Source organism: Photobacterium damselae (assembly GCF_003026815.1).
Classification (GTDB): Bacteria; Pseudomonadota; Gammaproteobacteria; order Enterobacterales; family Vibrionaceae; genus Photobacterium; species Photobacterium damselae.
This window is the reverse complement of sequence record NZ_PYOG01000015.1, coordinates 37,892-64,152: the sequence shown is the minus strand read 5'-3', so window position 1 is coordinate 64,152 and position 26,261 is coordinate 37,892. Positions and strand designations below refer to the sequence as shown.

Genomic DNA, 26,261 nt, shown 5'->3' with positions numbered 1-26,261 from the left:
TTTAATTACCATAATTATCAAACTTTGGTTCTCGTCTCTTCACATTGAGCGACTTCAAAGAGCCGGCTGTAGTATTAATCATCTCAATACAAACAAAAAGCCCCTGTAACCTTTTGGCTACAGGGGCTTTTTTAAAGCGTTAAGTAGTAATAATTACTTAGTACGGCCTGCACGCTTACGATCGTTTTCAGTAAGAAGTTTCTTACGGATACGGATGCTTTCAGGAGTGATTTCTACTAGCTCGTCATCATCGATAAACTCAAGAGCTTGCTCTAGAGTATACTTGATAGCTGGAGAAAGAACCTGAGCTTCGTCAGTACCAGATGCACGAACGTTAGTTAGCTGCTTACCTTTTAGACAGTTAACAGTTAGGTCGTTAGAACGGTTGTGAATACCGATGATCTGACCTTCGTAAACTTCGTCTGCGTGCTCTGTAAATAGACGACCACGCTCTTGTAGGTTAAATAGAGCGTAAGTTAGCGCTTTACCTGTTGCGTTAGAGATTAACACACCGTTGTTACGCTGACCGATGTTACCGCCTTTGTGTGGGCCGTAGTGGTCAAATGTATGGTAAAGAAGACCAGAACCTGAAGTTAGAGTCATGAACTCAGTTTGGAAACCGATCAGACCACGAGAAGGCATCATGAAGTCCATGCGAACACGGCCTTTGCCATCTGGAGCCATATCAGTTAGCTCACCTTTACGTAGACCGATGTTTTCCATGATACCGCCCTGATGCTCTTCCATCACGTCGATAGTCACAGTTTCAAACGGTTCTTGTAGATCACCATTCTCATCACGCTTGATGATAACTTCTGGACGAGATACAGCTAGCTCGTAGCCTTCACGACGCATGTTTTCAATCAAGATAGATAGGTGAAGTTCACCACGACCAGATACACGGAATTTATCTGGGTCTTCAGTTTCTTCTACACGTAGTGCAACGTTGTGTACAAGTTCTTTTTGTAGACGCTCAAGGATGTTACGTGAAGTTACGTACTTACCTTCTTTACCAGCAAACGGAGAGTTGTTTACCTGGAAAGTCATAGTAACTGTTGGTTCGTCAACAGAAAGAGCAGGAAGTGCTTCTGGAGTGTTTACATCACAAATTGTGTCAGAGATCTTAAGTTCACCAAGACCTGTGATTGCGATGATGTCACCTGCAGTTGCTTTTTCTACATCGTGACGCTCAAGACCTAGGTAACCTAGTACTGTACCTACTTTACCGTTACGCTTAGTACCGTCTGCACCAACCACACATACTTGCTGGTTAGGAACAACAGAACCACGAGTTACACGGCCAACACCGATAACACCTACGTAAGAGCTGTAGTCTAGCTGAGAGATCTGCATCTGTAGTGCGCCGTCAACGTCAACGTCAGGAGCTGCTACGTTCTCAACGATAGCTTGGAATAGAGGTTCCATGTTCTCGCCAGTTTCGCCTTCTTCCATTGTTGCCCAACCGTTTAGAGCTGAAGCGTAAACAACTTGGAAGTCTAACTGCTCGTCAGTTGCACCTAGGTTGTCGAATAGGTCAAATACTTGATCCATTACCCACTCAGGACGTGCACCTGGACGGTCAATCTTGTTGATTACAAGGATTGGCTTAAGACCGTGAGCAAACGCTTTTTGCGTTACGAAACGAGTCTGAGGCATAGGACCATCAACTGCGTCAACGATAAGAAGTACAGAGTCAACCATTGACATGATACGCTCAACTTCACCACCGAAATCGGCGTGTCCTGGGGTATCTACGATGTTGATGCGGTAATCATTCCAGTTAATCGCTGTGTTCTTAGCAAGGATGGTGATACCACGCTCTTTTTCGATGTCGTTAGAATCCATTACGCGCTCTTCGGCTTCGCCGCGAGACTCTAACGTGCCAGACTGCTGAAGCAGTTTGTCAACCAGCGTTGTTTTACCGTGGTCAACGTGCGCAATAATTGCGATATTTCTTAATTTATCGATCTGTGGATTAGACATGGGTTTCACATTCACTCAGAACATGCAGCGACCCTAATGGCGCTACTTGGTTAAAAAAACGGCTCATAATCTAACAGATTTTACTCCAAAACCCACGAAATATGTGATTTATATCACCAGGTTTTTTCGATATTTTCTTATCAACCGTACATTTTTGCTGTTTTTTACTACTTTCCCCATCAAAAAAACCATCAAAAATAAAAATAAAAACCTTTAAAACCATACACATAAAAACAAAAACACAGAGCAGTATGGTTAATTGCCTAAATTATTTTTTTTCTAGTCAATTTGAGAAAAATCTTTGCTCAGCCAGCAAGAGATTGACAATAAGTGGCCATCATTGAATAGTAGAAGCACAAATTTGGTTCAGCAAATGGGACAACGACGATAGTTGCACCATATTAGTGCATTAAATCCCCAAATTTGTGCAACAAAGGATGACCTAATCAGAGAAAATTATATAACAATTTGATTTTTAATGATTAAAAATATTGGCACGGTTCTCGCTATGTAAAAAGTAACAGAATTGCTCCATGCCCTAGTTAGGCCGATGCCCAGTCTTTAACACCGGAGGTTAGTTAGAATGTCAGTAGAAAACGTATTAGCACTGATCCAAGAGAACGAAGTTAAATTTGTAGACCTACGCTTTACCGATACTAAAGGTAAAGAGCAGCACATCAGTATTCCAGCACACCAAATTGACGCTGACTTCTTTGAAGAAGGCAAAATGTTTGATGGCTCATCGGTTGCGGGTTGGAAAGGTATCAATGAATCAGACATGGTGATGATGCCAGATGCTTCAAGTGCAGTATTAGACCCATTTACTGAAGAATCAACATTAAATATCCGCTGTGACATTCTTGAGCCTGCAACCATGCAAGGTTACGACCGAGATCCTCGCTCAATTGCTAAGCGCGCAGAAGATTTCATGCGTTCAACTGGCATTGCAGACACAGTACTTGTAGGCCCAGAACCAGAATTCTTCCTATTTGACGACGTGAAATTCCACACTGACATGTCAGGTTCATTCTTTAAGATTGATGACATTGAAGCAGCTTGGAATACGGGTAGCGATGTCGAAGGCGGTAACAAAGGTCACCGTCCAGGTGTTAAAGGCGGTTACTTCCCAGTAGCACCGGTTGACTCATCACAAGATATTCGTAGCGCAATGTGTCTTATCATGGAAGAGATGGGCCTTGTTGTCGAAGCTCACCACCATGAAGTGGCAACAGCAGGTCAAAACGAGATTGCAACTCGCTTTAACACTCTAACGACAAAAGCCGATGAGATTCAGATCTACAAGTATGTCGTTCATAACGTTGCACACGCCTTTGGTAAAACCGCAACCTTTATGCCAAAACCTCTGGTAGGCGATAACGGTAGTGGTATGCACGTACACCAGTCTCTCGCAAAAGATGGCGTTAACCTATTTGCAGGTGATAAGTACGGCGGCCTATCTGAAATGGCACTTTACTACATCGGCGGTATCATTAAACATGCTCGTGCTATCAACGCATTCGCAAACCCAGCAACTAACTCATACAAGCGTTTAGTTCCTGGTTTTGAAGCACCAGTAATGTTGGCATACTCGGCACGTAACCGTAGTGCATCAATTCGTATTCCAGTCGTACCAAGTCCAAAAGCACGTCGTATCGAAGTGCGCTTCCCAGACCCTGCTGCAAACCCATATCTTGCGTTTGCAGCAATGTTGATGGCAGGTCTTGATGGTATCATCAATAAGATCCACCCAGGCGAAGCGATGGATAAAGATCTATACGACCTACCAGCAGAAGAAGCAGCAGAAATCCCAACTGTTGCCGAATCGCTAAAAGATGCTCTCCAATATCTTGATGATGACCGCGAGTTCTTAACGGCAGGCGGCGTATTCTCTAATGACTTTATCGACTCTTACATCAAGCTAAAAGCACAAGATGTAGAGAAAGTGAATATGACAACTCACCCACTTGAGTTTGAACTTTACTACTCAGTGTAATTAAGCCGACTTACATTACGCATAAAGATTTAGACCTGCCTCACAAGCAGGTCTTTTTGATCTTGTTGTCTTACCCAGAGCTGAAAAAATACCCGAAGTAAGCAAATAAAAATAAAGGGATATTATGCTAAGGCTCTGCGCGGTATGGACCACAACATTATTACTATTGATGGTAACCAATACGGTCAATGCCACCATTTACTCGTGGGAAGATGAACACGGAGTGGTGCATTTTTCTGATCGCCCAACCAATCCCAACGCTCAAGAATATCAACTCGATGTTATTCAAGTTAAAACCAGTCAAGAGGTTAAGCAAACCACCACTCAAGCATCAACAGAGGCTCAGCCAAGTAAACCTTTATTACCACCAGCAACGGTTTCAATTATCAGCCCCATTCATGATCAGACCATACGCAACAACGAAGGTAATATTCGCGTTACAGCCGTCGCAAACCACCCATTAACGGCGCAAACTCAAGCGCAATTGCTGCTAGATGGCAAAGCGTACTTAACGCCGCAGCAGACGCTGACTTGGCAATTAGAAAACATCAATCGCGGTACTCATCAGATTCAAATTCAATTAATTAAAAACGGCAAGGTTATTGCTTCATCAGAGAACATTACTGTTTATCTTCACCGCGCATCGGCCTTACAACCCAAGTTTCCACCCGTAAAGCCAAAAACTGAGTAATCATTAGATTTTACTGCACGATTTTCGATAAACAGGCTACACTTAATTGCACTATTTTGGTGCATGAACTTGGCTTGCTTCCCATACAAGGACGATAACCGTGACAGCCCCTGATTCCACAACCATCATTGATAATTTAGTGACAGCCGTATTACTGCTTGATGAAACCCTAACTATCTGTGAAGTAAATCCTGCCAGTGAACAACTCTTTTCTCTAAGCCAACGAAAACTAGTTGGCAGTAAACTGAATGAATTGGGCCAGCACTGTTCGTTAGATAGTGAGCATTTAATTCAAGCACTAGAACATGGGCAAAGTTTTTCTGATAGTGAAGTTATTTGGGGGCTCTGTGATGGTAAGGCGCTGACATTAGATCTTGATGCTAGTCCTATTATGGCTAACGGTACTCGTTATGTTTTATTAGAGCTACGAGCCGTCGATCAACAACGTCGTATCAGCCATGAAGTTAGCCAATATGCTCAGCAGCAGGCAGCCAAAGAACTGGTTAGAGGATTAGCCCATGAAATCAAAAACCCACTTGGGGGCTTGCGAGGTGCGGCACAACTACTAGAAAAAGTATTACCATCGGATCAATACCAAGAATATACCCAGATGATTATCGAGCAAGCAGACCGGCTACGTAACTTAGTCGATCGTTTGTTGGGGCCGCAAAAACCTGGGCTACGTCATAGCCAAAATATCCATGCAGTACTAGAACGAGTACGACAGTTATTGCAGTACGAAGCGGGAGAATCAATCGTCATTGAGCGGGATTATGATCCCAGCTTACCCGACTTTGAGATGGACAGTGAGCAGCTGGAACAAGCTCTACTTAATATTGTGCGCAATGCCCTACAAGCACTGGCATCCCAATCCCAAAACCCTGCACCAAAAATTGTGCTAAAAACCCGCACCGAGCATCAAATCAATATCAAAGGGCAACACCATCGTACAGTGGCCCGAATCGATCTCATTGATAATGGACCGGGCATTCCTGATCAACTCCAAGATACTCTATTTTACCCTATGGTCAGCGGACGCTCTGACGGTACTGGACTGGGCCTTTCTATTGCCCGCAATCTGGTCGATCAGCACCAAGGCAAAATAGAGGTGGTCAGTTGGCCAGGCCATACCGCTTTTACTGTGTATCTACCTATTAAATAACCATCGAGGACACCACTATGAGTAAAGGAATGGTTTGGGTTGTCGATGATGACAGCTCCATTCGCTGGGTACTAGAACGCACCCTAAATGCGGCCGATCTGGCATGCGAGACATTTGCTGATGGCGATAGCGTATTACAGGCATTAGAGCGAAGCTTACCGGATGTATTAGTCTCAGACATCCGTATGCCGGGGATCGACGGCTTTGCCCTACTTAAATCGTTGCAGCAACACTACCCCGACCTCCCGGTTATCATTATGACAGCCCATTCAGATCTCGATTCGGCCGTTAATGCTTACCAAGAAGGGGCTTTTGAATATCTACCAAAACCCTTTGATATTGATGAAGCCATCACTTTGGTTGATCGCGCAGTAACCCATAGCCAAGAACAACGTCGAGCCAAACAACCACAAACACAAGAACACACCGCCCCTGAAATTATTGGTGAAGCACCAGCCATGCAGGAAGTGTTTCGAGCCATAGGTCGCCTATCACGTTCATCCATTTCGGTATTAATCAATGGCGAATCGGGCACAGGTAAAGAGCTGGTTGCTCACGCCCTACATCGCCACAGCCCTCGCAGTGAACAGCCCTTTGTTGCCCTTAATATGGCCGCAATACCAAAAGACTTAATTGAGTCAGAACTGTTTGGTCATGAAAAAGGAGCGTTTACCGGAGCCAACAGTGTTCGTCAGGGGCGCTTTGAACAAGCCAATGGCGGTACTCTATTTTTAGATGAAATTGGGGATATGCCACTGGATATCCAGACTCGTTTATTACGCGTATTAGCTGACGGGCAATTTTATCGTGTTGGAGGCCATGCTCCAATTAAAGTGGATGTACGCATCATTGCCGCAACCCATCAAGATTTAGAAGTGTTAGTAAGAGATGGTGATTTCCGTGATGACCTTTTCCACCGTCTCAATGTTATTCGCATTCATCTCCCTGCGCTCAAAGATCGTCGTCAAGATATCGCCCAACTGACCCGTCACTTCTTGCAACGAGCAGCCAAAGAACTTGGCGTAGAGCTAAAAACACTGCACCCAGATACCCTAGATTTACTGACCCAAATGCCTTGGCCGGGTAATGTTCGTCAATTAGAAAATACCTGTCGCTGGATAACGGTGATGGCCAGTGGTAATGAAGTATTACCAGCCGATTTGCCACCAGAGCTATTAGACATAGATAAACCATCTGCCGCATTGAATGAGCAACATGAGTGGCATCGAGGGCTACAGCTTTGGGCGCAAGACGCCTTACGCCACGGCCAAGAGAATTTACTCAGTGAAGCACAACCTATTTTTGAGCGAGTGCTATTGGAAACAGCATTAGAATTTACTCGTGGTCACAAACAAGATGCCGCGAAATTACTCGGTTGGGGCCGCAATACCCTGACGCGAAAAATTAAGGAACTCAATATAAAAGATTAAAACATAGCTCACATAATTAATTCCCGTGTTACATCGACAATACACTATTATGTATAGTTAATCGGCAACAGCTAAGGTAAACACTGAAGCAATACCGAGCAATTAATGTATTTAATCCCCAATATGAACCTGTCGCTTAAGGCAAGATTTTCTATACTGGGGATACCGATTTAACTTGGGATGAAAATAACCATGATTACTAAGCACCTCCCTTTAACTGATTTACACCGTCATCTTGATGGTAATATCCGTGTAGAAACCATTTTAGACCTAGGCCAAAAGTTTGGTCTTGAGCTACCAGCAAACAGCGTGGAATCACTACGCCCACATGTACAAATTGTTGAAGCAGAGCCAAGTCTAGTGGCTTTTCTTGCTAAGTTAGATTGGGGCGTTGCCGTATTGGGTGATTTGGATGCGTGCCGTCGTGTTGCGTATGAAAACGTAGAAGATGCGTTACGGGCACAAATTGATTACGCCGAATTGCGTTTTTCTCCTTACTACATGGCAATGAAACATCAGTTACCCATTGCTGGCGTAGTAGAAGCAGTTGCTGATGGTGTTGCTGCCGGTTGTCGCGATTTTGGTATTAAAGCCAACCTGATTGGTATTATGAGTCGTACCTTTGGCACCGAAGCTTGTCAGCAAGAACTGGATGGTTTACTGGCTCATAAAGACAAGTTAGTTGCCATCGACCTTGCTGGCGATGAACTAGGCCAACCGGGCGTTCAATTTATCGAACACTTTAAACAAGTGCGTAATGCAGGCCTTAACATTACTATCCACGCAGGTGAAGCAGCAGGCCCAGAGAGCATGTGGCAGGCAATTACTGAGCTAGGCGCAACTCGTATCGGTCACGGAGTTAAAGCAATCCACGATCCTAAATTGATGGATTACTTGGCACAAAACAAAATTGGTATTGAATCTTGCTTAACCTCAAATATTCAAACCAGTACAGTTGCTAGCTACCAGACACACCCAGTTAAAGCTTTCCTTGAACACGGTATTCTTGCCTGTTTAAACACCGATGACCCTGCGGTTGAAGGTATTGAACTACCATACGAATATGAAGTTGCAGCACCAAAAGTGGGCTTAACCGAAGCGCAAATTCGGCAGGCCCAAATCAATGGTCTAGAGCTTGCTTTCCTATCAGATAGTGAAAAACAAGCCCTTAAAACATTGGCGGCACAGCGTAGCTAATTAACCATAACTCAATCTCAATCAATACGCAGTTTGTGTTGTTTTTTTAATCAAGAGCAATTTTCTTCTGCGTATTATTGAGTACAATAGCGCCACTTTTTTGCTGAGCTTACCAACTAAGCTCGCTCCCTTTTGATGATAACGACTCTTTATCATCACAAATACTTTGGTGGCCCTCGTTATGTTAGATACGATTTTATCTTTCAGTGTCGCAATGCCCGCAGTCAGTGAACTAGCCGCTAATGGCTCAGGTCAATTTGCAGCAGGTATTTTGGCTCTGATCGCAGCAGTTAACTTCACAGGTCAATAACCATTCGCGTTATGATCGGTTCCAACACGCTCTCCCATGTCAACGAGAGCGTGTTGCTTTTCATTCAATACTCGCCCTACTTCACCAAATCTTAATTCTATCCAAGTTATAATCGACCCTTTTCGTGCTTGAGATCTTAGCTATGGATGAGACGTTAGTTCCGAATATTGTTGATTTTATTTCTCATATCGACCCTTTTGATAAATTGCCAAAAGTCGCCTTAGTTGAGGTAGCCCAGTCAATTAAAATTAGCTATCTTGCAGCCAAAAGCGAGATCCAATTTGATCAAAAAGATCAGGAGCAATATCTCTATCTAATCCGCTCAGGAACAGTTGAGCAACGCCACCCAAATGGCACATTGCGAGCACGACTAGAGCAAGAAGATCTGTTTGGTTTTACCCATTTAGCCGATAGTGCAGAGCATGAACCTTATCAAGCTATTACACTAACCGCCTGCCTGCTGTATCTCATCCCAGTGAGCAAGCTCAACTCGATCTTGGCGCAATATCCAGAGCAGGCCCAACATTTTGCAACCGCGGCCCAAACTCGTCTGGAATCGGCTTTGAATGTTGTCTGGTCCGATGCTGAGAAAGGGCTATTTGTGGAAACTGTGGCAGATGTTGCCCAGCGTCATCCCGCCATTGTTGATAGTAAGATGAGCATTAAAGAAGTGGCTCGCATCATGCGCTATCAACACCATAGCTCTTGTGCTGTCATCATCGAAAACCAGCAAATTATCGGTATTATCACAGATCGCGATATGACAAAACGGGTGATCGCTGATGGGGTAAGTACTGATGCCCCAATTACTCAAGTCATGACACGTCACCCTTATACTATTGGCAGTCAAGACTTGGTGCTCAAAGCCGTTGGCTTGATGATGGAGCACAATATTCGCAGTTTGCCCGTAGTTGATAATCAACAAGTCGTTGGCCTATTAACAACCTCGGATCTGGTGCGTAAGCATCGGGTTCAAGCCATCTTTTTGATCGAAAAAATCAACCATGCTCAAACGGTGGAAGCTCTGGCTCAGTTAACAGCCGAGCGTCAGGCTATCTATGAAGCTTTGGTGGAAGGTCATGTGCAACCAGCAGTGATTGGCCAAGTGATGGCAATGATTATGGATGCTATCAACCGCCGCTTAATTACCTTTGCAGAACAGAAATTAGGCCCTCCGCCATGTCCCTATGCCTGGGTTGTCGCCGGTTCTCATGCGCGCAACGAAGTACATATACTCTCAGATCAAGACAGCGCCATTATTTTTTCTGATCACAGCCAACCTCAAGATAAAACCTACTTTAACTATTTAGCCATGTTCGTCTGTAATGGACTGGCCGCTTGTGGTTACCCTCTTTGTACTGGGCGCTTTATGGCAGCCAAACCACAATGGTGCCAACCAATGCGAATTTGGCGTGAATATTATCGTAAATGGGTTGCCAGCCCTGAGTACGATAAACTGCTTAATGTCAGTGTATTTTTTGAAATTCGTACCGTTTATGGCGAAGACGATTTTGCTCAACAACTGCGCCAAGAACTATACAACCACATTGATGAACATCCACAATTTCTTTCATCTTTGGTACGTAATGCACTAACGGTTAAACCACCGCTGGGGATCTTTAATAACCTGGTGCTTGAGCATAACGGTAGCAACAGTAAGAGTCTGAATATTAAAAAATACGCCATTAATATTATGGTGGATTTAGCCCGAGTTTACGCACTGGCCGCTCAAAGTGATGCCATGACCACCGAACAACGTTTTATCGATGCCCACCAGCACGCAATTATCAATAAAAATACCTTAGATGATTTATTGGGCGCTTATCGTTTTATGCTCCAACTGCGCCAACATCATCAGTGGCAAGCACTCAAACAAGGTAATACTCCAGATAACTACATCGATCCTAATCAGTTTGGCAGTTTTGAACGTAAGCACTTAAAAGACGCATTTCGTATCGTGGCCAACTTACAAGAGATCTGCAAAATGCGGTTTATACGTCGATGAGCATCAGCCAACTGTTTAAACGATGGTCGCCGTTAGAAAAGCTGCAACAACAACGAGACAGTTATGTTCAGCAAGCACTGCCCAACTCATTGTCATCTTGGTTAAGCACCCCATTACCTCCAAGTGATAGCCTATTATCACAGTTGGAGTATTTGGTATTAGACTTTGAGACCACAGGGTTTGACCCAGAACAAGACGACATTTTATCTGTTGGTTTTGTCACTATCAGCCAACAGCGAATCGATTTGAGTACAGCTACTGAGTTACTGATTAAAGATAGCCAACAAAAAGTGAAGCCAGAAACGGCTATTATCAACCATATCACCACCGAGAAGTTGGCTCATGGTGTCGAATTAGATTGTGCCATGGCAGCTCTATTTAATGCGATGAAAGGTAAAATCATGGTGGCCCATGGCGCTATGATTGAACAGCGCTTTCTCAACCACTATCTGGCAACTCGATACCAACTGCCGCCATTACCCATTATCTGGTTAGATACCTTAACCATTGAAAAATCGCTGTCGATTCATCGGCAACAACTTAAGGCCAATGACTACCGTTTAGCCCAGATACGACAACGCCATGGCTTACCGGCGTATCCGGCCCATGGCGCTGTTATTGATGCGATTGCAACGGCAGAATTATTACTCGTGCTGCAAGTTGCCTGCTTTGGTAAAAAAACAGGCACATTAGCTAATTGGCTTAAATAACGCGAGAGAACTGCTGTTGGCGTGCACGCTCTCGTAAATATTTATCAAAGCACATACAGATATTACGAATAAGCAGGCGGCCTTTTGGTTCAACATAAATCATCTCATCATCAACGCGAACTAAATCGTCATTGATAAAGGTTTGAAGTAGTTGTAGGTCTTCAGCAAAATATTGATCAAATTTAAGATCGAACATCGCTTCAATATCGTGCTTTTTCAATTGGAAATTACAAATTAATGCTTTGATCACTTCACGACGGATCAAATCATCTTGGTCCAATTGTACCCCTTTCCATAATGCGTGCTGTTGTTGCTCAATATCTGCATAGTAGGCTTTGAGCTCTTTTTGGTTCTGCGCATAACAGTCACCAATCATAGAGATCGCAGACACACCAAGCCCCAGTAAGTCACAATCACCTTGAGTGGTATAACCTTGGAAATTACGGTGCAAAATACCATTACGTTGCGCCACGGCGAGTTCATCATCAGGCAAGGCAAAGTGGTCCATACCAATAAACTGATAACCTGCCCCCGTTAATGTCGCAATGCTTTGCTGCAACATAGCCAGTTTCTCTTTTGGTCCTGGTAGCCATTCGTCTTTAATCTTACGTTGGGCGGCAAACAACTGTGGCATGTGAGCATAGTTAAAGACTGATAAACGACCAGGCTTCATCTTTAACACTTCATGCAATGTATCACTGAATGCTTGTTGATTTTGCAGTGGTAGACCATAGATAAGATCAAGGTTAGTTGAGCGGAAACCTAGTTCTTTAGCTCGCTGAACCAAATCAAAGATAAACTTCTCATCCTGTTCGCGGTTGATCACCTTCTGCACTTCTTTATTAAAGTCTTGCACGCCAATACTGATGCGGTTGAAGCCTTCTTGGCGTAAGTGATCAAGCATATCCAGTTCAATACGACGAGGGTCTATCTCAATCGAAATTTCTGCGTCAGCATCAAAATCAAAATGCTCACGCAATAAATTCATCAAACGGGTAATTTGTTCTTTGGTTAAAAATGTTGGCGTACCACCGCCCCAGTGCAACTGACTCACTTGGCGAGGGCCACATAACGCTGCTCGTTGAGCAATTTCAAGCGCTAATGCATCAAGGTAAACATCGGCTTTCTCTTGATGACGAGTGATAACTTTATTACAACCGCAGTAATAACAGAGCTTATGGCAAAATGGGATATGAACATAAAGCGACAGTTTACGTTCTGGATACTGGTGACACGCGGTTTCAAATTCGGCTTCACTAAATTCTTGGTGAAACTCTAACGCGGTTGGGTATGAAGTATAACGTGGGCCTGAGTAGTTATATTTTTCGATTAAGGCCTGATCCCAGATAATTTGCGTGTTTGGCATGACTGAACTTCCAACTTTGTAGGGCGAGGAGACGGTAAGTGTATCATGATGGATAACACTTACCGTACCGACACAAGCGCAAAAGCTTATGCCTTCATTATGGCTTTAAGATTTCATCGCCAGAATAGAATTGAGCTCTTGCTTGATATCATCAACCAAACGAGCTTCTGCTTTCATTCGATCTAAGTCGAGACGCATACGCTGACGCTTTTCAATATTACGGCGCGCTTCACTGCGAGGCATATCTTTTACTACTTGATATAACTCATGCAGAGCAGGATATTGAGCGGCAAAGTCTACCGCTTTATCATGCTGCAGTGCTTCCATCAACTTAAATAAGCGAATAGAAATCTCAGACATATCACACTGATCATTGACTCCAGCTTCTGCAATAATATAGACACTGTCTAAAATAGTTGCATTGCGTTGGGCAATTTTTTCAGCTTGTAACGCTTTTGTTCGTTCTAAAAACGCCTGATGGCGCTGATGTTGACGATAAAGCTTATACAATAAGTAACCGGCATACGCTGCTAATACAGCAACAACCGCACTACCTAGTCCAAACCAAAGCATCGTATTCTGCAACGGTTACTCCTTACCAAATGAGTCAAAATCCATTTTTTCGAACTGATCAAGCAGATCATCATCAGAATGAGCGCGAGTCATTGGTAACTCATCGTCCATCATCTCTTCTTCTGGTTCATCAAGTAGACCCAGTTGCTTCATCAGCTGTTCGATACGATCCAGTTTTTGATCCACTTGTTTTTGTAGGCCTGAACCCAGTTTCTCACCGGCATCTAGACGATCAAGTAAAGTGATCAATTGTGGATCATTTTCTAGCATCTCTAGCTCTTGCTGTGCAGATAGACGACGCTCTTTCTTCGTCATTGGCTTTTGCGCTTCCACAATCAATGGAATCGGCTTTTTGCTGCCAAGACGTGGATCTTTTGGCTTGTTACCAGATTTCTGTTTTGTCACTACTGTTGAAGAGTGGCGACTACCAGCTTTTAAGCCTTTACGCTTGCGATCTTTTTTACGCTCAACTGCTTCTTTTTCTAGTTGAGAAACGCTTTTTTCACGGTATACCGCAGGTCCTTCAGAACCCGGCTTACGGCCTTTTTTCTTACGAGTCATTACTGGGTTTTCCTCAGCAAAATCACATCATTCCCAACAAACTCCACCTCTAAACCGTCACGTTCAGCTAAAAAGCTAAATGTCTCACGGCTAAAGAAGCTCACGTGGGTTGGATCGTTCTTATAGTGCCAATGCGCAAAGGCATCAACATCTCTTGCTAACTTAGTCATAAAGCCAAGCCATCCTCCTGGTTTGACTAAACTAAGTAATAGCCCCCACTCCTTCGCAGGCTGATAAAAATGCTCTATGGCCTCAGTACAGGTCACAAAGTCATATTGTTGCTCAAGGGCTTCACGATTTGGCGCAAAATATGGGTCATATATTGCCATATTATAACCCAACTCTGTCAACATCACCGATAAGGTGGGACCTGGTCCACTACCAAAATCCAATCCAGACAAAGGTGCAGCCCCAATTCGCTCAACCAAAGGATCGGCTAAGCGAGCTAAAAAACGGCGATATCCCATATCTTGAGGATTATTTTCATGCTGATCATAAACAGCTTTTTCATCTTCAGGTGCTAAGTGAGCATCTGGATCGGCAAAAACCAATGAACAAGAATTACATTGAAAATATTGACGTAACTTGTCAGTGAAAAAGTCATGGCTTGATGCACAATGGCATAACGGACATGAAGGCATAAATGTAAGCTCCAATGCAGTCCAACGTCATGGTGTATCAGGACTGGTTTAAAATCGAGCGGAGTATTCTATACCCAAATCCAAATAGAATGTAGTTTTATACCCATCTAATCAATGATCTGATAGTAATAAAAAGTGCGACAAAGCGATCAATTAGCCACATTTTTATTTTTTAAATCAAATAAATAGCTATAAATAATGATGTGTATTTAGCAATTAAAAACGCCAGATAAAGAAAAAGCGACAGGTATTTCTACCTATCGCTTGATGTCGGTGCCATATGGCTATATTCAGTCCAGTCTATCCTAACCAGATAACAACGTCCCGGTCTGACAAATATCCCTTTATTATTGCGGCTTTCCATGCCAAAAGCTTTCGTTCGTCATCATCCTGATGATTTTTAACAATCCATGCTACTTTCCATAGCAAAACAACTCATCCTAAGTTGGCTTTCCTTTAAGCTATGCTATCGTCCTAATAGCTAACTCCACCATCCTTATGTTCACTTCATCCTAGAAGTAACCGACATAAACCACTCACTCGTGATTTAACTTGTCCTTAAGCGTTATCCTAACAATCCTACGCTTCTTGCGAACTAACAACCATCCTAGTTGACGTCCTGTGTATCCTTCGAGCATCAATACTCTGCCATCTATGGCGCAATTCCAAATTCCTTCAGCATTCCTGCTTAGCCAATCATTGGCTTTATCCATTCCGTTGCCGCACTCCCTGTCGACAAGACATAATTTACTTGAAACGGATTCTTATTCCATTGACAGACGTCACAAATTTTTTCTTGCTATGCCATGTTAAATACACAAGCAATTGTTTTATAAAGATAACACCACTTTTGAACGGTGTTTTTTCAGTTAAAATTCACAGCATGTATGGCAGATCTCTTACAAGCTGATCAGCCATTTGATATTCCCAACAAGAATAAGTGTAAAAATGCGGTGAAAAACGCTGCTTTTTTGTACTCGCAATTTTTATTGTGCTTAATGCAAGCCACCAACATACTGCGATAATGCCGTAATTTCTTGGTCATTAAGCTTACTGGCAACCGAGCGCATCATGGCATTCATATCATTTGCGCGCTGACCATCACGGAATTTTTCTAACTGAAGTTGGATGTATTCTGCATTCTGACCCGATATCTTAGGAAATCCCGATAAGCTAGTACCATCACCACGAGGACCATGGCAAGCAGAACAGGCGGGAATACCACGCTCAGAATCACCAAAACGATATAACTGCTGACCAATAGGAATGGATGCTTTGGCAGAGGTATTATCAGAGATAGGGAGAGAAGCATAATAAGCGGCAAGATCAGCCATATCCTGCTCGGAGAGGGGCATAACCATACCTCCCATCACAGCATCTACTCGGCCTTGTTCTCCACCACTGCTCATGGCTAGTTTGAAATCGTGAAGCTGTTTTTCTAAGTAAGGGGCGTGTTGACCTGAAAGCTTAGGGTATTGCGGCAATATGCCATTACCATCAGCACCGTGACAAGCGGCACAGGTGACTGACTTGGCTTTGCCGGCTGCGACATCGCCTTGAGCCCAAGTAGGGAGACTGGCGAGTAATCCTAAAATCACTATTAATTTATTCATGACATTCCATTTATTGTTATTACTCAAACGACTTAAGTCTTGAATTACACTAATAAATGAAGCTTAAAAACTCAGCGCTTAAGATCGTTTGTGTATTGAGGCTTCCGTACCACAAGTAATGCTCAGCAACTTGGTATACAATACCAGCAGCGATTAAGCATATTTATCATATATTTTACACACTTTTTACAAAAAGTAATCAGTCGACTACTTAAAGACTTGACGGAGTTAACAGTGAATCAACCCCTCAACTATCGCAAAACTCATTTTATCACTAGTGCCCCAGACATTCGTCACCTGCCACAGGACTCTGGTGTTGAAATCGCATTTGCTGGTCGTTCTAACGCTGGCAAGTCGAGTGCACTAAACCGCATCACAGAACAAAAAAGCTTAGCTCGTACCTCAAAAACACCTGGTCGTACTCAGCTAATCAACATGTTCGAAGTGGAATCAGGTTGTAACCTTATCGACTTACCTGGATACGGTTTTGCTCAAGTACCACTAGAGATGAAAATCAAATGGCAGAAATCTCTAGGTGAATACCTTCAAAAGCGTGAGTGCCTTGCAGGTTTAGTTGTACTGATGGATATTCGTCACCCACTAAAAGATCTCGACCAACAGATGATCTATTGGGGTGTTGAAAGTGGCTTACCTGTTTTAGTGCTATTAACTAAAGCAGATAAATTAAAAAGTGGTGCTCGTAAGGCGCAAGTACTAAAGGTTCGTAAAGATCTAGCAGATGTGGCTGGCGATGTACAAGTTGAAGCTTTCTCTTCACTTAAAGGCATCGGTGTTGATCAAGTGCGTCATAAGCTTGATGCTTGGTTTGGCCCAGAGCTTGAGCGCCAAAGAATGCTAGCGGCAATGGAAGCTGGCGAAGAGTATGATGCAGGAGAGTAATTAAGTCTGCATCTTATTCTGAGGCTCTATGGATGGAGCCAATAAAAATTCCCCACCAGCAGGTGGGGCAAGGGGAGAGAAATAGGAGGTTTTCTTATTATCCAAAAAGGATCGATGATTTCCCCCATCAAAGCAAGCAATTTACCCTCACTTCGGTCACTTTTCATACTTATTTTTCAGTACACTCATCCTAATCCCCTTCTTTTTCTAGGTTAATTAACTACCGACCTTTATTTAGCTAAATATATTATTTCTGTAACAAAGCAACACAACATTTTATTAACATAAGGAAGAGTAAAGGCTTTTTAGAAAGGCATTGAGAATGGATAAAAAAAAGCCACTCTCAACAATTAAGAGTGGCTATTTCATGGATTTGCTGGCTAGCCGGCAATAAAAACCGTCTACCAAAAACAAATATGAACAAGAAGCTAGTTTCATTATAACGGCTCAGCACAGAATTTAAAGTATTTACTCTAAACAACGAGCAAAAACAGATCTAAATCACACAAGAACCGAAAGAATATGAGTATTAACAATAATAAATAGCGATTAATGGCTAATATTTCAACGATTAAAAGCAAAAATAGCAAGAAATTGCGACTATGGTAGAAGAGTAGATTGGGTATGGAATATAGCGAGAAATGTGGAATTAGGCCCAATAAAAAACGCCCCAGTCTAAAACCAGACTGGGGCGGCTGAATCAGCCAAATCCAATAACGTGAAACAAAAGGTCTGAAAGATAGAACATCTTACCTCTGTACCCTACGTCATTAACTGTATATCAATTGCTCAGATATTGGAACCCCTATTTGTAGTTTTTTTTCACTTTCTCGTAAGTAAATTTTACAAATGGTAATTTTGTAAGCGGTTATTTTTAACAAAAAAATAGCTAACTGATTCAGCTAGCTATTATTTTTTATACGATTAGAAGTGGTAATGCTTAGTGGGCTTGGTCCCAGTTCTCGCCATAGCCGATATCAGCAATCAAAGGTACATCCAATTGAGCGGCCGATTCCATAAGAGTTTTAATCTCTTGGGCAACAGATTCAATTTCTGATTCTTGTACTTCAAATACCAATTCGTCATGCACTTGCATTAATAGACGAACACGACCCGATTCTTGCTGACCTATCCACTCATCAACAAGCACCATCGCGCGTTTGATAATATCGGCAGCAGTACCTTGCATTGGAGCATTGATCGCAGCACGTTCTGCAGCTTTACGACGCAAACCGTTACGAGATTTAATATCAGGTAGATATAGACGGCGACCAAACAAGGTTTCAACATAACCTTGTTCACTGGCAACGGTGCGAGTGGTTTCCATATATTCAAGCACACCTGGATAACGCTCAAAGTAAGTATTCATATACTCTTGCGCTTCACCACGGCCCATATCAAGCTGCTTAGCCAAGCCGAAAGCACTCATGCCATAGATCAAACCAAAGTTGATCGCTTTTGCTCGGCGGCGTTGTTCACTAGATACTTGATCTAAAGGTAGACCTAAAATCTCAGCAGCTGTTGCCGCGTGGATATCTTTACCATGACAGAACGCATCCAACAGGGCTTTATCACCAGATAGGTGGGCCATAATGCGCAGTTCAATCTGAGAGTAGTCAATTGCCAATACTTTATAACCTTGTGGCGCAATAAAGGCTTGGCGAATACGACGTCCTTCGTCATTACGTACCGGGATATTTTGCAAGTTAGGATCGCTTGAAGATAAACGTCCTGTCGCAGTAACCGCTTGGTGATAAGAGGTATGCACTCGACCTGTCGCTGGGTTAACCATTTTTGGTAACTTATCGGTGTAAGTCGATTTCAGTTTAGCTAAACCACGGTACTCTAAAATAAGCTTTGGCAGTGGGTAATCTAGAGCAAGCTCTTGCAGTACTTCTTCATTAGTTGATGGTGTGCCTGATGGTGTCTTTTTAAGAACAGGTAAACCCATCTTTTCAAATAGAATCGCTTGTAACTGCTTAGGAGAGCTTAAATTAAACTCTTGATCGGCAATTTCAAAAGCGCGTTTTTCTAATTCATCCAAACGCTGAGCAATCTCTTGTGATTGAGCACTTAACTTCATGCTATCAATCAAAACACCAGTGCGCTCCATACGTGATAAAACTGGTACTAGCGGCATTTCAATATCGCTAAATACATGCAGTAGTTTCTCATCCGCCGAAACTTTTGGATAAAGCGCATTATGCAGGCGCAACGTAATATCAGCATCTTCTGCCGCATAAGGACCGGCTTGTTCAAGATCGATCTGATTGAAGGTTAACTGTCCTTTGCCTTTACCTGCAATTTCTTCAAAGCTGATATTCTTATGCTCTAAATAACGCAGTGCCAAGCTGTCCATATCATGACGACCAACCACACTGTTATACACATAAGATTCCAACATGGTATCGTATTTAATACCTTGCATCTCAATACCATAACGAGCAATAACACTCGCATCGTATTTTAGATTTTGGCCAATTTTCGCCTGATTAGGATCTTCCAGTAATGGCTTAAGCTGTGCCAACACCCAGTCACGATCTAACTGCTCTGGCGCATCTAAATAATCATGAGCAACTGGAACATAAGCAGCTTTGCCCTCTTCCACTGCAAATGAAACACCGACTAAGTTAGCAACCATATAATCTAAGCTGTCTGTCTCAGTATCAAAGGCAAAAGCTTCAGCTGATTTTAATTGCTCTAACCATGCATCAAAACGGCTCTGATCTAGAATCACTTCATAACCGCTGCGATCAATGACAGGGGCAATGACTTTTTCAGAAGCAACCGCTTGAGCAGCTTTCTCATCAGCAACAATTTTACCATCGCTACCACTTAGCATCTCTTCTAACCAGCGACGGAACTGCAATTGACCAAATAGACGAGTTAACTCATCAACATCAGGTTCTGCTTTAACTAGCTCTTGCGGAGTAATATCAAGCTCAACATCCAGTTTAATGGTTGCTAATTGATAAGAAAGGTAAGCCCCCTCTTTATTATCCAACAGTTTCTTTGGCATGGTTTTTGAGCCACGGAAACCAAGAGCTGGGATCTCATCCAAACGATCGTACAAAGCATCCAGACCACCAATACCGGTTAACAGTGCTTTTGCCGTTTTTTCACCAACTCCCGGAACACCAGGAATGTTATCGACTTTATCACCCATCAAGGCTAGGTAATCGATAATAAGCTCAGGGCCAATACCAAATTTTTCAACAACTCCAGCAGGATCCATCACAACATCTGTCATGGTATTGATCAGAGTGATATTTTCATCCACCAACTGCGCCATATCTTTATCGCCAGTACTGATCAGAACCGGCATACCTGCTTTAGAGGCTTGAGTTGCTAGCGTACCAATCACATCATCGGCTTCAACACCAGAGATAGAGATCAATGGTAAGCCCATCGCTTTGATCACTGCATGTAACGGTTCGATCTGACCACGAAGATCGTCAGGCATTGGTGGACGATTCGCTTTATAGTCCGCAAACATCTCATCGCGGAATGTCTTACCTTTGGCATCAAAGATAACGGCAATATGTTCGGTTGAAAACTGGCGTAACATGCTACGAAGCATATTGATCACACCATATACAGCGCCAGTAGGTTGACCTTCTGAGTTAGTGAAATTAGGTGCGGCATGGTACGCACGGTATAGATAAGAGGATCCATCGATAAGGATCAATGGATTTTCAGGAATCGTCGCCATAGGATTATGCTTATATTATCGAGAAACAGATTAAGAGCTTGTTATCATCAATATTAACCGACTTTGAGCCGAAAAACGTTAACATTAATTCAAAGATAGACGTCATTGTAAAAGCTTATTGGCCACCTTAACACGAATCGATAGGAAATATCACATCCACAGTGGATAACCTGTTTTCCCACCGATAACCCTATAAATCGCCCTTAAATCTGTGGATAACTTTGTTAGTATTTAATTTTAACCGTTTGATCGTTTTTCACTTTCGAACAACGTTTTCTAACCACCCTATTATATTTCAATGACTTAAATACAGTTAAATTTAGAGATCCTCGATCCAAAAAAGATCAAGTCTTGTGGAAAAATAATTAAAACTCTTTATTTTCCTGCACAAAAACCCTCTAATTTGTTGTTAAAGACAACCAAAACCAAATGAATTGCTGCTATTTCAATCACCTCTCTCGTAATACAGAGTAATAATGCCTTTAATGTGATTATTTAGTATTAATTTACGGTGAGCTATCAAAAGTTATCCACTGAAGCGTGATCGACAAACAGGATCTATCACAACAAAATCCCCCCGATGATCTTAAATTAAACGAATTAAAAGCGTGCTATTGCGCTACATTGTTTAATTTGAATTTTAATCAGAGGTGAGGATCTCAATCAGCATCTTGAAGTTATGGAACAAGAGGGTTAGGTGATCGTGAGGTAAAAGATCAAGCAGGAGTCAGGTAAAGAGAAAAGTAAAAAATTGCAGATAGCTAGAAAAGAAAAAGCGGCGTTACTTTGGGAAACGCCGCTCAGCAAAATTGGTTCTTTGTTATCAGCCCTACACCAATAACAAACCGTGCTGAAGTACACTGGAAGCAATGTGAGCAATGTCGTGCCTTCAAAGAAAAAAGCCTTACTTAGCGCCTTCTCCCTGAGTGCGGTTTAATAATAACAATTCTCATTTACAATGCAAGCATTTGTTGAGAATTATTTTCATTTAATTGAATAAGGGATTGATTGGGATTGGGGATTTTAAGCTTCTAGATAAGAAAAAACCGCCTCGATAGGCGGCCTTTAAAAATCAAGAACACTAACTATTTATGAACAATACAGTAATCTATTAAGATTTTTTGCATATCTTGTTTATCACTAAGCATAAGCATAACATAAATAACATCATGAGATGCATCATAACGATATACAATTTTAAGCCCATCTGATTTGAATATCCGGTAATCAACAATCCCAAAAAATTCTCTTATATCTTGGCATATAGGATACATTTCAGGATGGACTAAAACAGTAGATTCAAACTGTTCAATTAAATTCTCAACTCGTTCTATGACCTTATTTTCATCATTCCATTGTGAAAAGTAATCAATAAGATCAAAAGTTGTATTTTCAAAAGTACTTAAGGAAACCAGCTTTGTTTTAATCATTAGCGTCTCTATCTTTTACGAGCCGCCAGCCTTTCCTTTAGTGATTCCATTGACGATGTCCGACCTTGTTTGATATCAGACTCAGCAAAACTAAGCATTTTCATCATAGCAATAGCTTGCTCTCTACGCTCATGTTCTTCATAAGAAATCACAACATAAGATGGTTTGCCATTTTGCGTGATCGTCAAAGGTTCAGATAAAGGAAGAGCGGCAGCATTCTTTTTTAAAAAACTAACTGTCTCAATCATTTTCATCACCATTCTTCATGTTAATTCAATAAGTTATTGATAATACATCGGTCGCTATAATGGCTACTCGATTTAATTATTATAAAGCACCACCCCTAACAAATCTATATTTAGACCAAATAAAAACTGCACTTAACCTTTGTTAAGATTTTAAATAACTCAGTATCACCACAGATACGAATGATAAATTCCCCTCCCCCCTTAAAAATAAAGCCGACATTGAGTGTCGGCTTTATTCAATCAATTAACTGTATTGAGATTGCGGTGAGTTATTGTAACTTGGCAAGGTCGTTAACTTACGGACTAAGTAGTTAAGTAGCACACCATACATTGGCACAAACAGACCCAAGCTAATAATCAATTTAAAGCTGTAATCGACCAAAGCAATTTCGGTCCAGTTCGCAGCCATAAACGCATCAGGACTTTGATAAAACGCGATAGAGAAAAACGCTAACGTATCAATCGCATTACCAAAAATAGTTGAACAGGTTGGTGCAATCCACCACTGCTTTAATTGACGCAGACGGTTAAATACCGAAACATCCAGAATTTGGCCAAGAAGATAAGCCATAAAGCTCGCAATCGCGATACGAGCAACAAATAAATTAAACTCACCAAGATGCGCTAGGCCTTGGTACTCCCCTTGGAAAAACAGCACCGATAAAATATAGGAAATGACCAACGCGGGCATCATCACCATCAATACGGTTTTACGCGCCATAGGTGCACCTAAAATACGTACTGTTAAGTCGGTCGCTAAAAAGATAAAAGGAAAAGTAAAAGCGCCCCAAGTGGTGTGAAAACCAAATACAGTAAAAGGCAGTTGAACTAAGTAGTTACTCGATGCAATCACCAATAGGTGAAACAGTACCAAGTAGCCTAAGGCCTTCTGTTTTTGTGCTGCAGAAAAAGAAGATTGAATGTTGCTCGGAATGGATGTGGCGGTTGAATAGCGATCTGTCATGCTACACCTTTTTGTCATTGGGGGAGAGGGAACCCAAACTAAATTCACTGCCTATCTCGGGATCTCACCCCCACGCAGCGACGAAGGGAAGGATTATACTCAAGTGACTTTAAGATGCTAGATCTTATTCGCTGGCTCTTTAATCAATCTTGCTACGAAATAAACGAGCGATAAAGACTAAGTTTTCTTCACCCAAATCATCTAGCGCTTCTAACCATATGCTTTGGCTGTAATACTCCCCTTTTAGCAATAAATGGCACCCTTCAAAATCAAGTAACCAGATCTGCAAATCGGCATTGGTTTCCCGTTCAAGAATACGACAATCCAACAAAGCAGCGATCTGTTCGCCATATACAGCAAACCGATCAAAATCAAAATTGGGAATAATAAACTGTAACTTTTGCGGATAACTTTGCGAATAACTAAGGGTAGTGATTTGGCGAAAATTAAGCATGTTTTCTCCTTTCATCGACTCTATAGCACAAGACTTGTAACCAAGTGTTTCTTAGCGTTTCAAACCATAAGTAGACTATGGTCACCTTTTAAAAAACGTGGTCTTATACGCTCACTGCTTCAATGTCTAGGCGTCGAGTCCCGTCACGTTTAGATGAAGCAGTGGGTGATGATGAAAACTCTCACCAAATACGCAAGCTGTTTTGTAGCGAATAGAACATAACCTGTTTATGTTTTTTAACGCATTTTTGGCCGGACTTGGATAAGTTCGGCCTTTTTTTATCTATCGAACGTTAGAATAACCCTTCTACCGCCGTAAGATGATCTTCAATCAACTCTAAGAAGACTTGACCGTACTTTTCTAACTTACGCTGCCCCACTCCATTGATTGCTAAAAACTCACCGTGAGATGTCGGCAACCGCTCAGCCATTTCCATCAAACTAACATCATTAAAGACCACATAAGGTGGCAGGTTTTCATCATCAGCGATGGCTTTACGCAATTTACGTAGTTTGGCGAACAACTTCTTATCATAATGACGTTGAGCTAGCTTATCGTGTTTTGCAGTTCGTGCCGCGGTATCTAATCGAGGCACGGCTAACATCAATTCAACTTCTCCTCGTAAAACACTGCGTGACTGCTCGGTTAGCTGCAATGTCGAGTTACGTTGAATATTTTGCACCAATAAACCGCGATGGATTAATTGACGTAGCACACTGAGCCAATACTCATGGCTAAAATCACGACCAATACCGTAAGTGGAGAGTAACTCATGGCCATGGTCGCGGATACGGTGGTTTTGCATCCCTCGTAGCACTTCGATAATGTGGTTCACCCCAAAACTTTGTTGCACTCGATATACGCACGACAATGCTTTTTGAGCCACTTCCGTTGCGTTAAATTGTTTGGGAGGATCTAAACAAATATCACAGTTACCACAGGGTTTCTCACTGTGTTGACCAAAATAATGCAACAACACTTGGCGTCGACAGGTTTGAGCTTCGGCAAAATCCCGCATAGCATTGAGTTTATGCTCTTCGACCTCACGCGTTGCACCGTCTGGCTTTTCATCAAGACAGCGCCTGAGCCAAGCCATATCCGCAGGATCATAGAGCAATACCGCTTCAGCCGGTAGGCCATCTCGTCCTGCTCGTCCTGTCTCCTGATAGTATGACTCTATATTACGGGGAATATCATGATGGATAACAAAACGGACATTGGGTTTGTTGATCCCCATACCAAACGCCACAGTGGCCACCACAATATGAATGTCATCTCGCTGAAAAGCTTCTTGCACATAGGCGCGATCATTTACGCTCATACCCGCATGATAAGCCGCCGCTCTTAGACCGTTTTCACACAGTTTTTCGCAGATCTGCTCCACCCGTTTACGGCTATTACAGTAAATAATGCCGCATTGGCCGCGAACACTGGCGAGATAGCTCAACAGTTGCGATAGCGGTTTGTATTTTTCAAGTAAGGTATAGCGAATATTAGGGCGATCAAAACTGCCTAAATGAATATGAGGCTGCTCAAGAGCCAAACGAGAGATAATGTCTTGTCGAGTTGTTTCATCTGCCGTTGCTGTCAATGCCATGACTGGCAACGGAGCAAACATCTGTTTAAGTTGACCTAATTCTGCGTATTCAGGGCGAAAATCGTGCCCCCACTGAGAGATGCAATGTGCCTCATCCACCGCTAATAGCGCCAACTTTACCTGCTGCAATCGAGCAATAAAATCACGCATCAATACGCGCTCAGGAGAGACATACAGCAGTTTTAGCTCACCACTCTCCAACTGCGAAAATACTGTTTCGATTTCATCTCGCGTCAGTGCTGAATGGATACAAGCGGCTTGAATTCCGTTCGCCACCAGCTGATCAACCTGATCTTTCATCAAAGAAATCAGAGGGGAAATAACTAAAGTAAGGCCATCGAGCAATAATGCAGGAATTTGATAGCAGAGCGATTTTCCGCCCCCAGTTGGCATAATAACCAAGCTATCACTGCGATTGAGAGCCGTGGTAATGATGTCTTGTTGCCCATCTCGAAACTGCTGATAGCCAAATACATCCTCAAGCAGAGTTTGTGCTTGAGCAAGTGTAGGATGATCGCAGAAAGAAGTTTGGGTCATAACAGCACGACAATAACAAAAAAGACAAAGGCGTCATTCTATACCCAACTCACCTCAAGATGCTAGGTTCAGCCACCACGCCCTTAATGAAACGCGACATAAAACTATCGAGTAGGAAATACGTACCCCCCTCCCAATATTTGATGAATAATCAAGCTCAAAGAGCAAGTTCTTGCTATTCTTG

At 42.5% G+C, this 26,261-nt stretch carries 22 protein-coding genes; 9 read left to right on the top strand and 13 right to left on the bottom strand.

Features of this window, described 5'->3' with window-relative positions; all coding sequences use genetic code 11:
• Positions 1 to 153 precede the first annotated feature (153 nt).
• Positions 154 to 1,983 carry a translational GTPase TypA gene (gene typA / locus CTN07_RS13795; RefSeq protein ID WP_005301957.1) on the bottom strand — a complete coding sequence of 610 codons (1,830 nt, stop codon included), beginning with the start codon at positions 1,981 to 1,983 and terminating at the stop codon, positions 154 to 156.
• Between the two features lie 583 nt (positions 1,984 to 2,566).
• Between typA and glnA the strand changes: the two genes are divergently transcribed.
• The 8 genes from glnA to CTN07_RS13760 all read left to right on the top strand — a co-directional run bounded on the left by glnA (position 2,567) and on the right by CTN07_RS13760 (position 11,481).
• The gene (glnA, locus tag CTN07_RS13790) at positions 2,567 to 3,976 is read left to right on the top strand and encodes a glutamate--ammonia ligase (RefSeq protein ID WP_005301960.1); all 1,410 of its coding nucleotides are present in this window, start codon (positions 2,567 to 2,569) and stop codon (positions 3,974 to 3,976) included.
• A 124-nt stretch (positions 3,977 to 4,100) separates the two neighbouring features.
• Positions 4,101 to 4,667, top strand: a complete 567-nt coding sequence (locus CTN07_RS13785; RefSeq protein WP_005301962.1) for a DUF4124 domain-containing protein — start codon at positions 4,101 to 4,103, stop codon at positions 4,665 to 4,667.
• A gap of 100 nt (positions 4,668 to 4,767) precedes the next feature.
• Complete coding sequence (gene glnL, locus CTN07_RS13780) at positions 4,768 to 5,829, top strand: nitrogen regulation protein NR(II) (protein WP_005301964.1); 1,062 nt, start codon at positions 4,768 to 4,770, stop codon at positions 5,827 to 5,829.
• A 17-nt stretch (positions 5,830 to 5,846) separates the two neighbouring features.
• Positions 5,847 to 7,259, top strand: coding sequence for a nitrogen regulation protein NR(I) (glnG, locus tag CTN07_RS13775; protein ID WP_005301967.1), 1,413 nt, complete (start codon positions 5,847 to 5,849; stop codon positions 7,257 to 7,259).
• Between the two features lie 192 nt (positions 7,260 to 7,451).
• The gene (add, locus tag CTN07_RS13770) at positions 7,452 to 8,456 is read left to right on the top strand and encodes an adenosine deaminase (protein ID WP_005301970.1); all 1,005 of its coding nucleotides are present in this window, start codon (positions 7,452 to 7,454) and stop codon (positions 8,454 to 8,456) included.
• 181 nt (positions 8,457 to 8,637) lie between these two features.
• Positions 8,638 to 8,766, top strand: coding sequence for a hypothetical protein (locus CTN07_RS23255; protein ID WP_005301973.1), 129 nt, complete (start codon positions 8,638 to 8,640; stop codon positions 8,764 to 8,766).
• A gap of 142 nt (positions 8,767 to 8,908) precedes the next feature.
• Entirely contained in the window at positions 8,909 to 10,771 is a 1,863-nt protein-coding gene (locus CTN07_RS13765; RefSeq protein ID WP_005301977.1) for a DUF294 nucleotidyltransferase-like domain-containing protein, read from the top strand.
• Positions 10,768 to 11,481, top strand: a complete 714-nt coding sequence (locus CTN07_RS13760; RefSeq protein WP_005301980.1) for an exonuclease domain-containing protein — start codon at positions 10,768 to 10,770, stop codon at positions 11,479 to 11,481. The genes CTN07_RS13765 and CTN07_RS13760 overlap by 4 nt, the downstream gene beginning before the upstream one ends.
• On the opposite strand, the gene hemN is transcribed toward CTN07_RS13760, so the two are convergent.
• The 5 genes from hemN to CTN07_RS13735 form a co-directional block, all read right to left on the bottom strand.
• Positions 11,474 to 12,847 carry an oxygen-independent coproporphyrinogen III oxidase gene (hemN, locus tag CTN07_RS13755; RefSeq protein WP_005301982.1) on the bottom strand — a complete coding sequence of 458 codons (1,374 nt, stop codon included), beginning with the start codon at positions 12,845 to 12,847 and terminating at the stop codon, positions 11,474 to 11,476. The genes CTN07_RS13760 and hemN overlap by 8 nt on opposite strands.
• Positions 12,848 to 12,952: 105 nt before the next feature.
• Entirely contained in the window at positions 12,953 to 13,432 is a 480-nt protein-coding gene (locus tag CTN07_RS13750) for a DUF2489 domain-containing protein (protein WP_225314504.1), read from the bottom strand.
• A gap of 3 nt (positions 13,433 to 13,435) precedes the next feature.
• Positions 13,436 to 13,981 carry a Der GTPase-activating protein YihI gene (yihI, locus tag CTN07_RS13745; RefSeq protein ID WP_005301989.1) on the bottom strand — a complete coding sequence of 182 codons (546 nt, stop codon included), beginning with the start codon at positions 13,979 to 13,981 and terminating at the stop codon, positions 13,436 to 13,438.
• Positions 13,981 to 14,622, bottom strand: a complete 642-nt coding sequence (locus tag CTN07_RS13740) for a class I SAM-dependent methyltransferase (protein ID WP_005301992.1) — start codon at positions 14,620 to 14,622, stop codon at positions 13,981 to 13,983. Before CTN07_RS13740 ends, yihI begins: the two co-directional genes overlap by 1 nt.
• Before the next feature lie 995 nt (positions 14,623 to 15,617).
• Positions 15,618 to 16,235 carry a c-type cytochrome gene (locus CTN07_RS13735; RefSeq protein ID WP_005301995.1) on the bottom strand — a complete coding sequence of 206 codons (618 nt, stop codon included), beginning with the start codon at positions 16,233 to 16,235 and terminating at the stop codon, positions 15,618 to 15,620.
• A gap of 234 nt (positions 16,236 to 16,469) precedes the next feature.
• Between CTN07_RS13735 and yihA the strand changes: the two genes are divergently transcribed.
• Positions 16,470 to 17,135, top strand: a complete 666-nt coding sequence (yihA, locus tag CTN07_RS13730; RefSeq protein WP_005301998.1) for a ribosome biogenesis GTP-binding protein YihA/YsxC — start codon at positions 16,470 to 16,472, stop codon at positions 17,133 to 17,135.
• Between the two features lie 700 nt (positions 17,136 to 17,835).
• Here the strand turns inward: yihA and spfP are convergent.
• The 7 genes from spfP to recQ all read right to left on the bottom strand — a co-directional run bounded on the left by spfP (position 17,836) and on the right by recQ (position 26,077).
• Positions 17,836 to 17,883, bottom strand: coding sequence for a small protein SpfP (spfP, locus tag CTN07_RS23385; protein WP_438616993.1), 48 nt, complete (start codon positions 17,881 to 17,883; stop codon positions 17,836 to 17,838).
• Between the two features lie 192 nt (positions 17,884 to 18,075).
• Positions 18,076 to 20,847 (bottom strand): DNA polymerase I, encoded by a 2,772-nt coding sequence (gene polA / locus CTN07_RS13725; protein ID WP_005302001.1) that lies wholly within the window; start codon positions 20,845 to 20,847, stop codon positions 18,076 to 18,078.
• Positions 20,848 to 21,932: 1,085 nt separating this feature from the next.
• Positions 21,933 to 22,277 (bottom strand): type II toxin-antitoxin system RelE/ParE family toxin, encoded by a 345-nt coding sequence (locus CTN07_RS13720; RefSeq protein ID WP_050787776.1) that lies wholly within the window; start codon positions 22,275 to 22,277, stop codon positions 21,933 to 21,935.
• A gap of 8 nt (positions 22,278 to 22,285) precedes the next feature.
• On the bottom strand, positions 22,286 to 22,525 hold the full coding sequence (locus tag CTN07_RS13715) for a type II toxin-antitoxin system prevent-host-death family antitoxin (protein WP_080551739.1): 240 nt from the start codon (positions 22,523 to 22,525) through the stop codon (positions 22,286 to 22,288).
• Between the two features lie 244 nt (positions 22,526 to 22,769).
• On the bottom strand, positions 22,770 to 23,489 hold the full coding sequence (locus CTN07_RS13710; protein WP_005302004.1) for a 7-cyano-7-deazaguanine/7-aminomethyl-7-deazaguanine transporter: 720 nt from the start codon (positions 23,487 to 23,489) through the stop codon (positions 22,770 to 22,772).
• A gap of 139 nt (positions 23,490 to 23,628) precedes the next feature.
• Positions 23,629 to 23,943 (bottom strand): DUF3630 family protein, encoded by a 315-nt coding sequence (locus CTN07_RS13705; RefSeq protein WP_050787777.1) that lies wholly within the window; start codon positions 23,941 to 23,943, stop codon positions 23,629 to 23,631.
• Positions 23,944 to 24,235: 292 nt separating this feature from the next.
• A complete protein-coding gene (gene recQ, locus CTN07_RS13700) occupies positions 24,236 to 26,077 on the bottom strand; it encodes an ATP-dependent DNA helicase RecQ (protein ID WP_005302007.1) in 1,842 nt (613 codons plus the stop codon).
• Between the last annotated feature and the right edge of the window lie 184 nt (positions 26,078 to 26,261).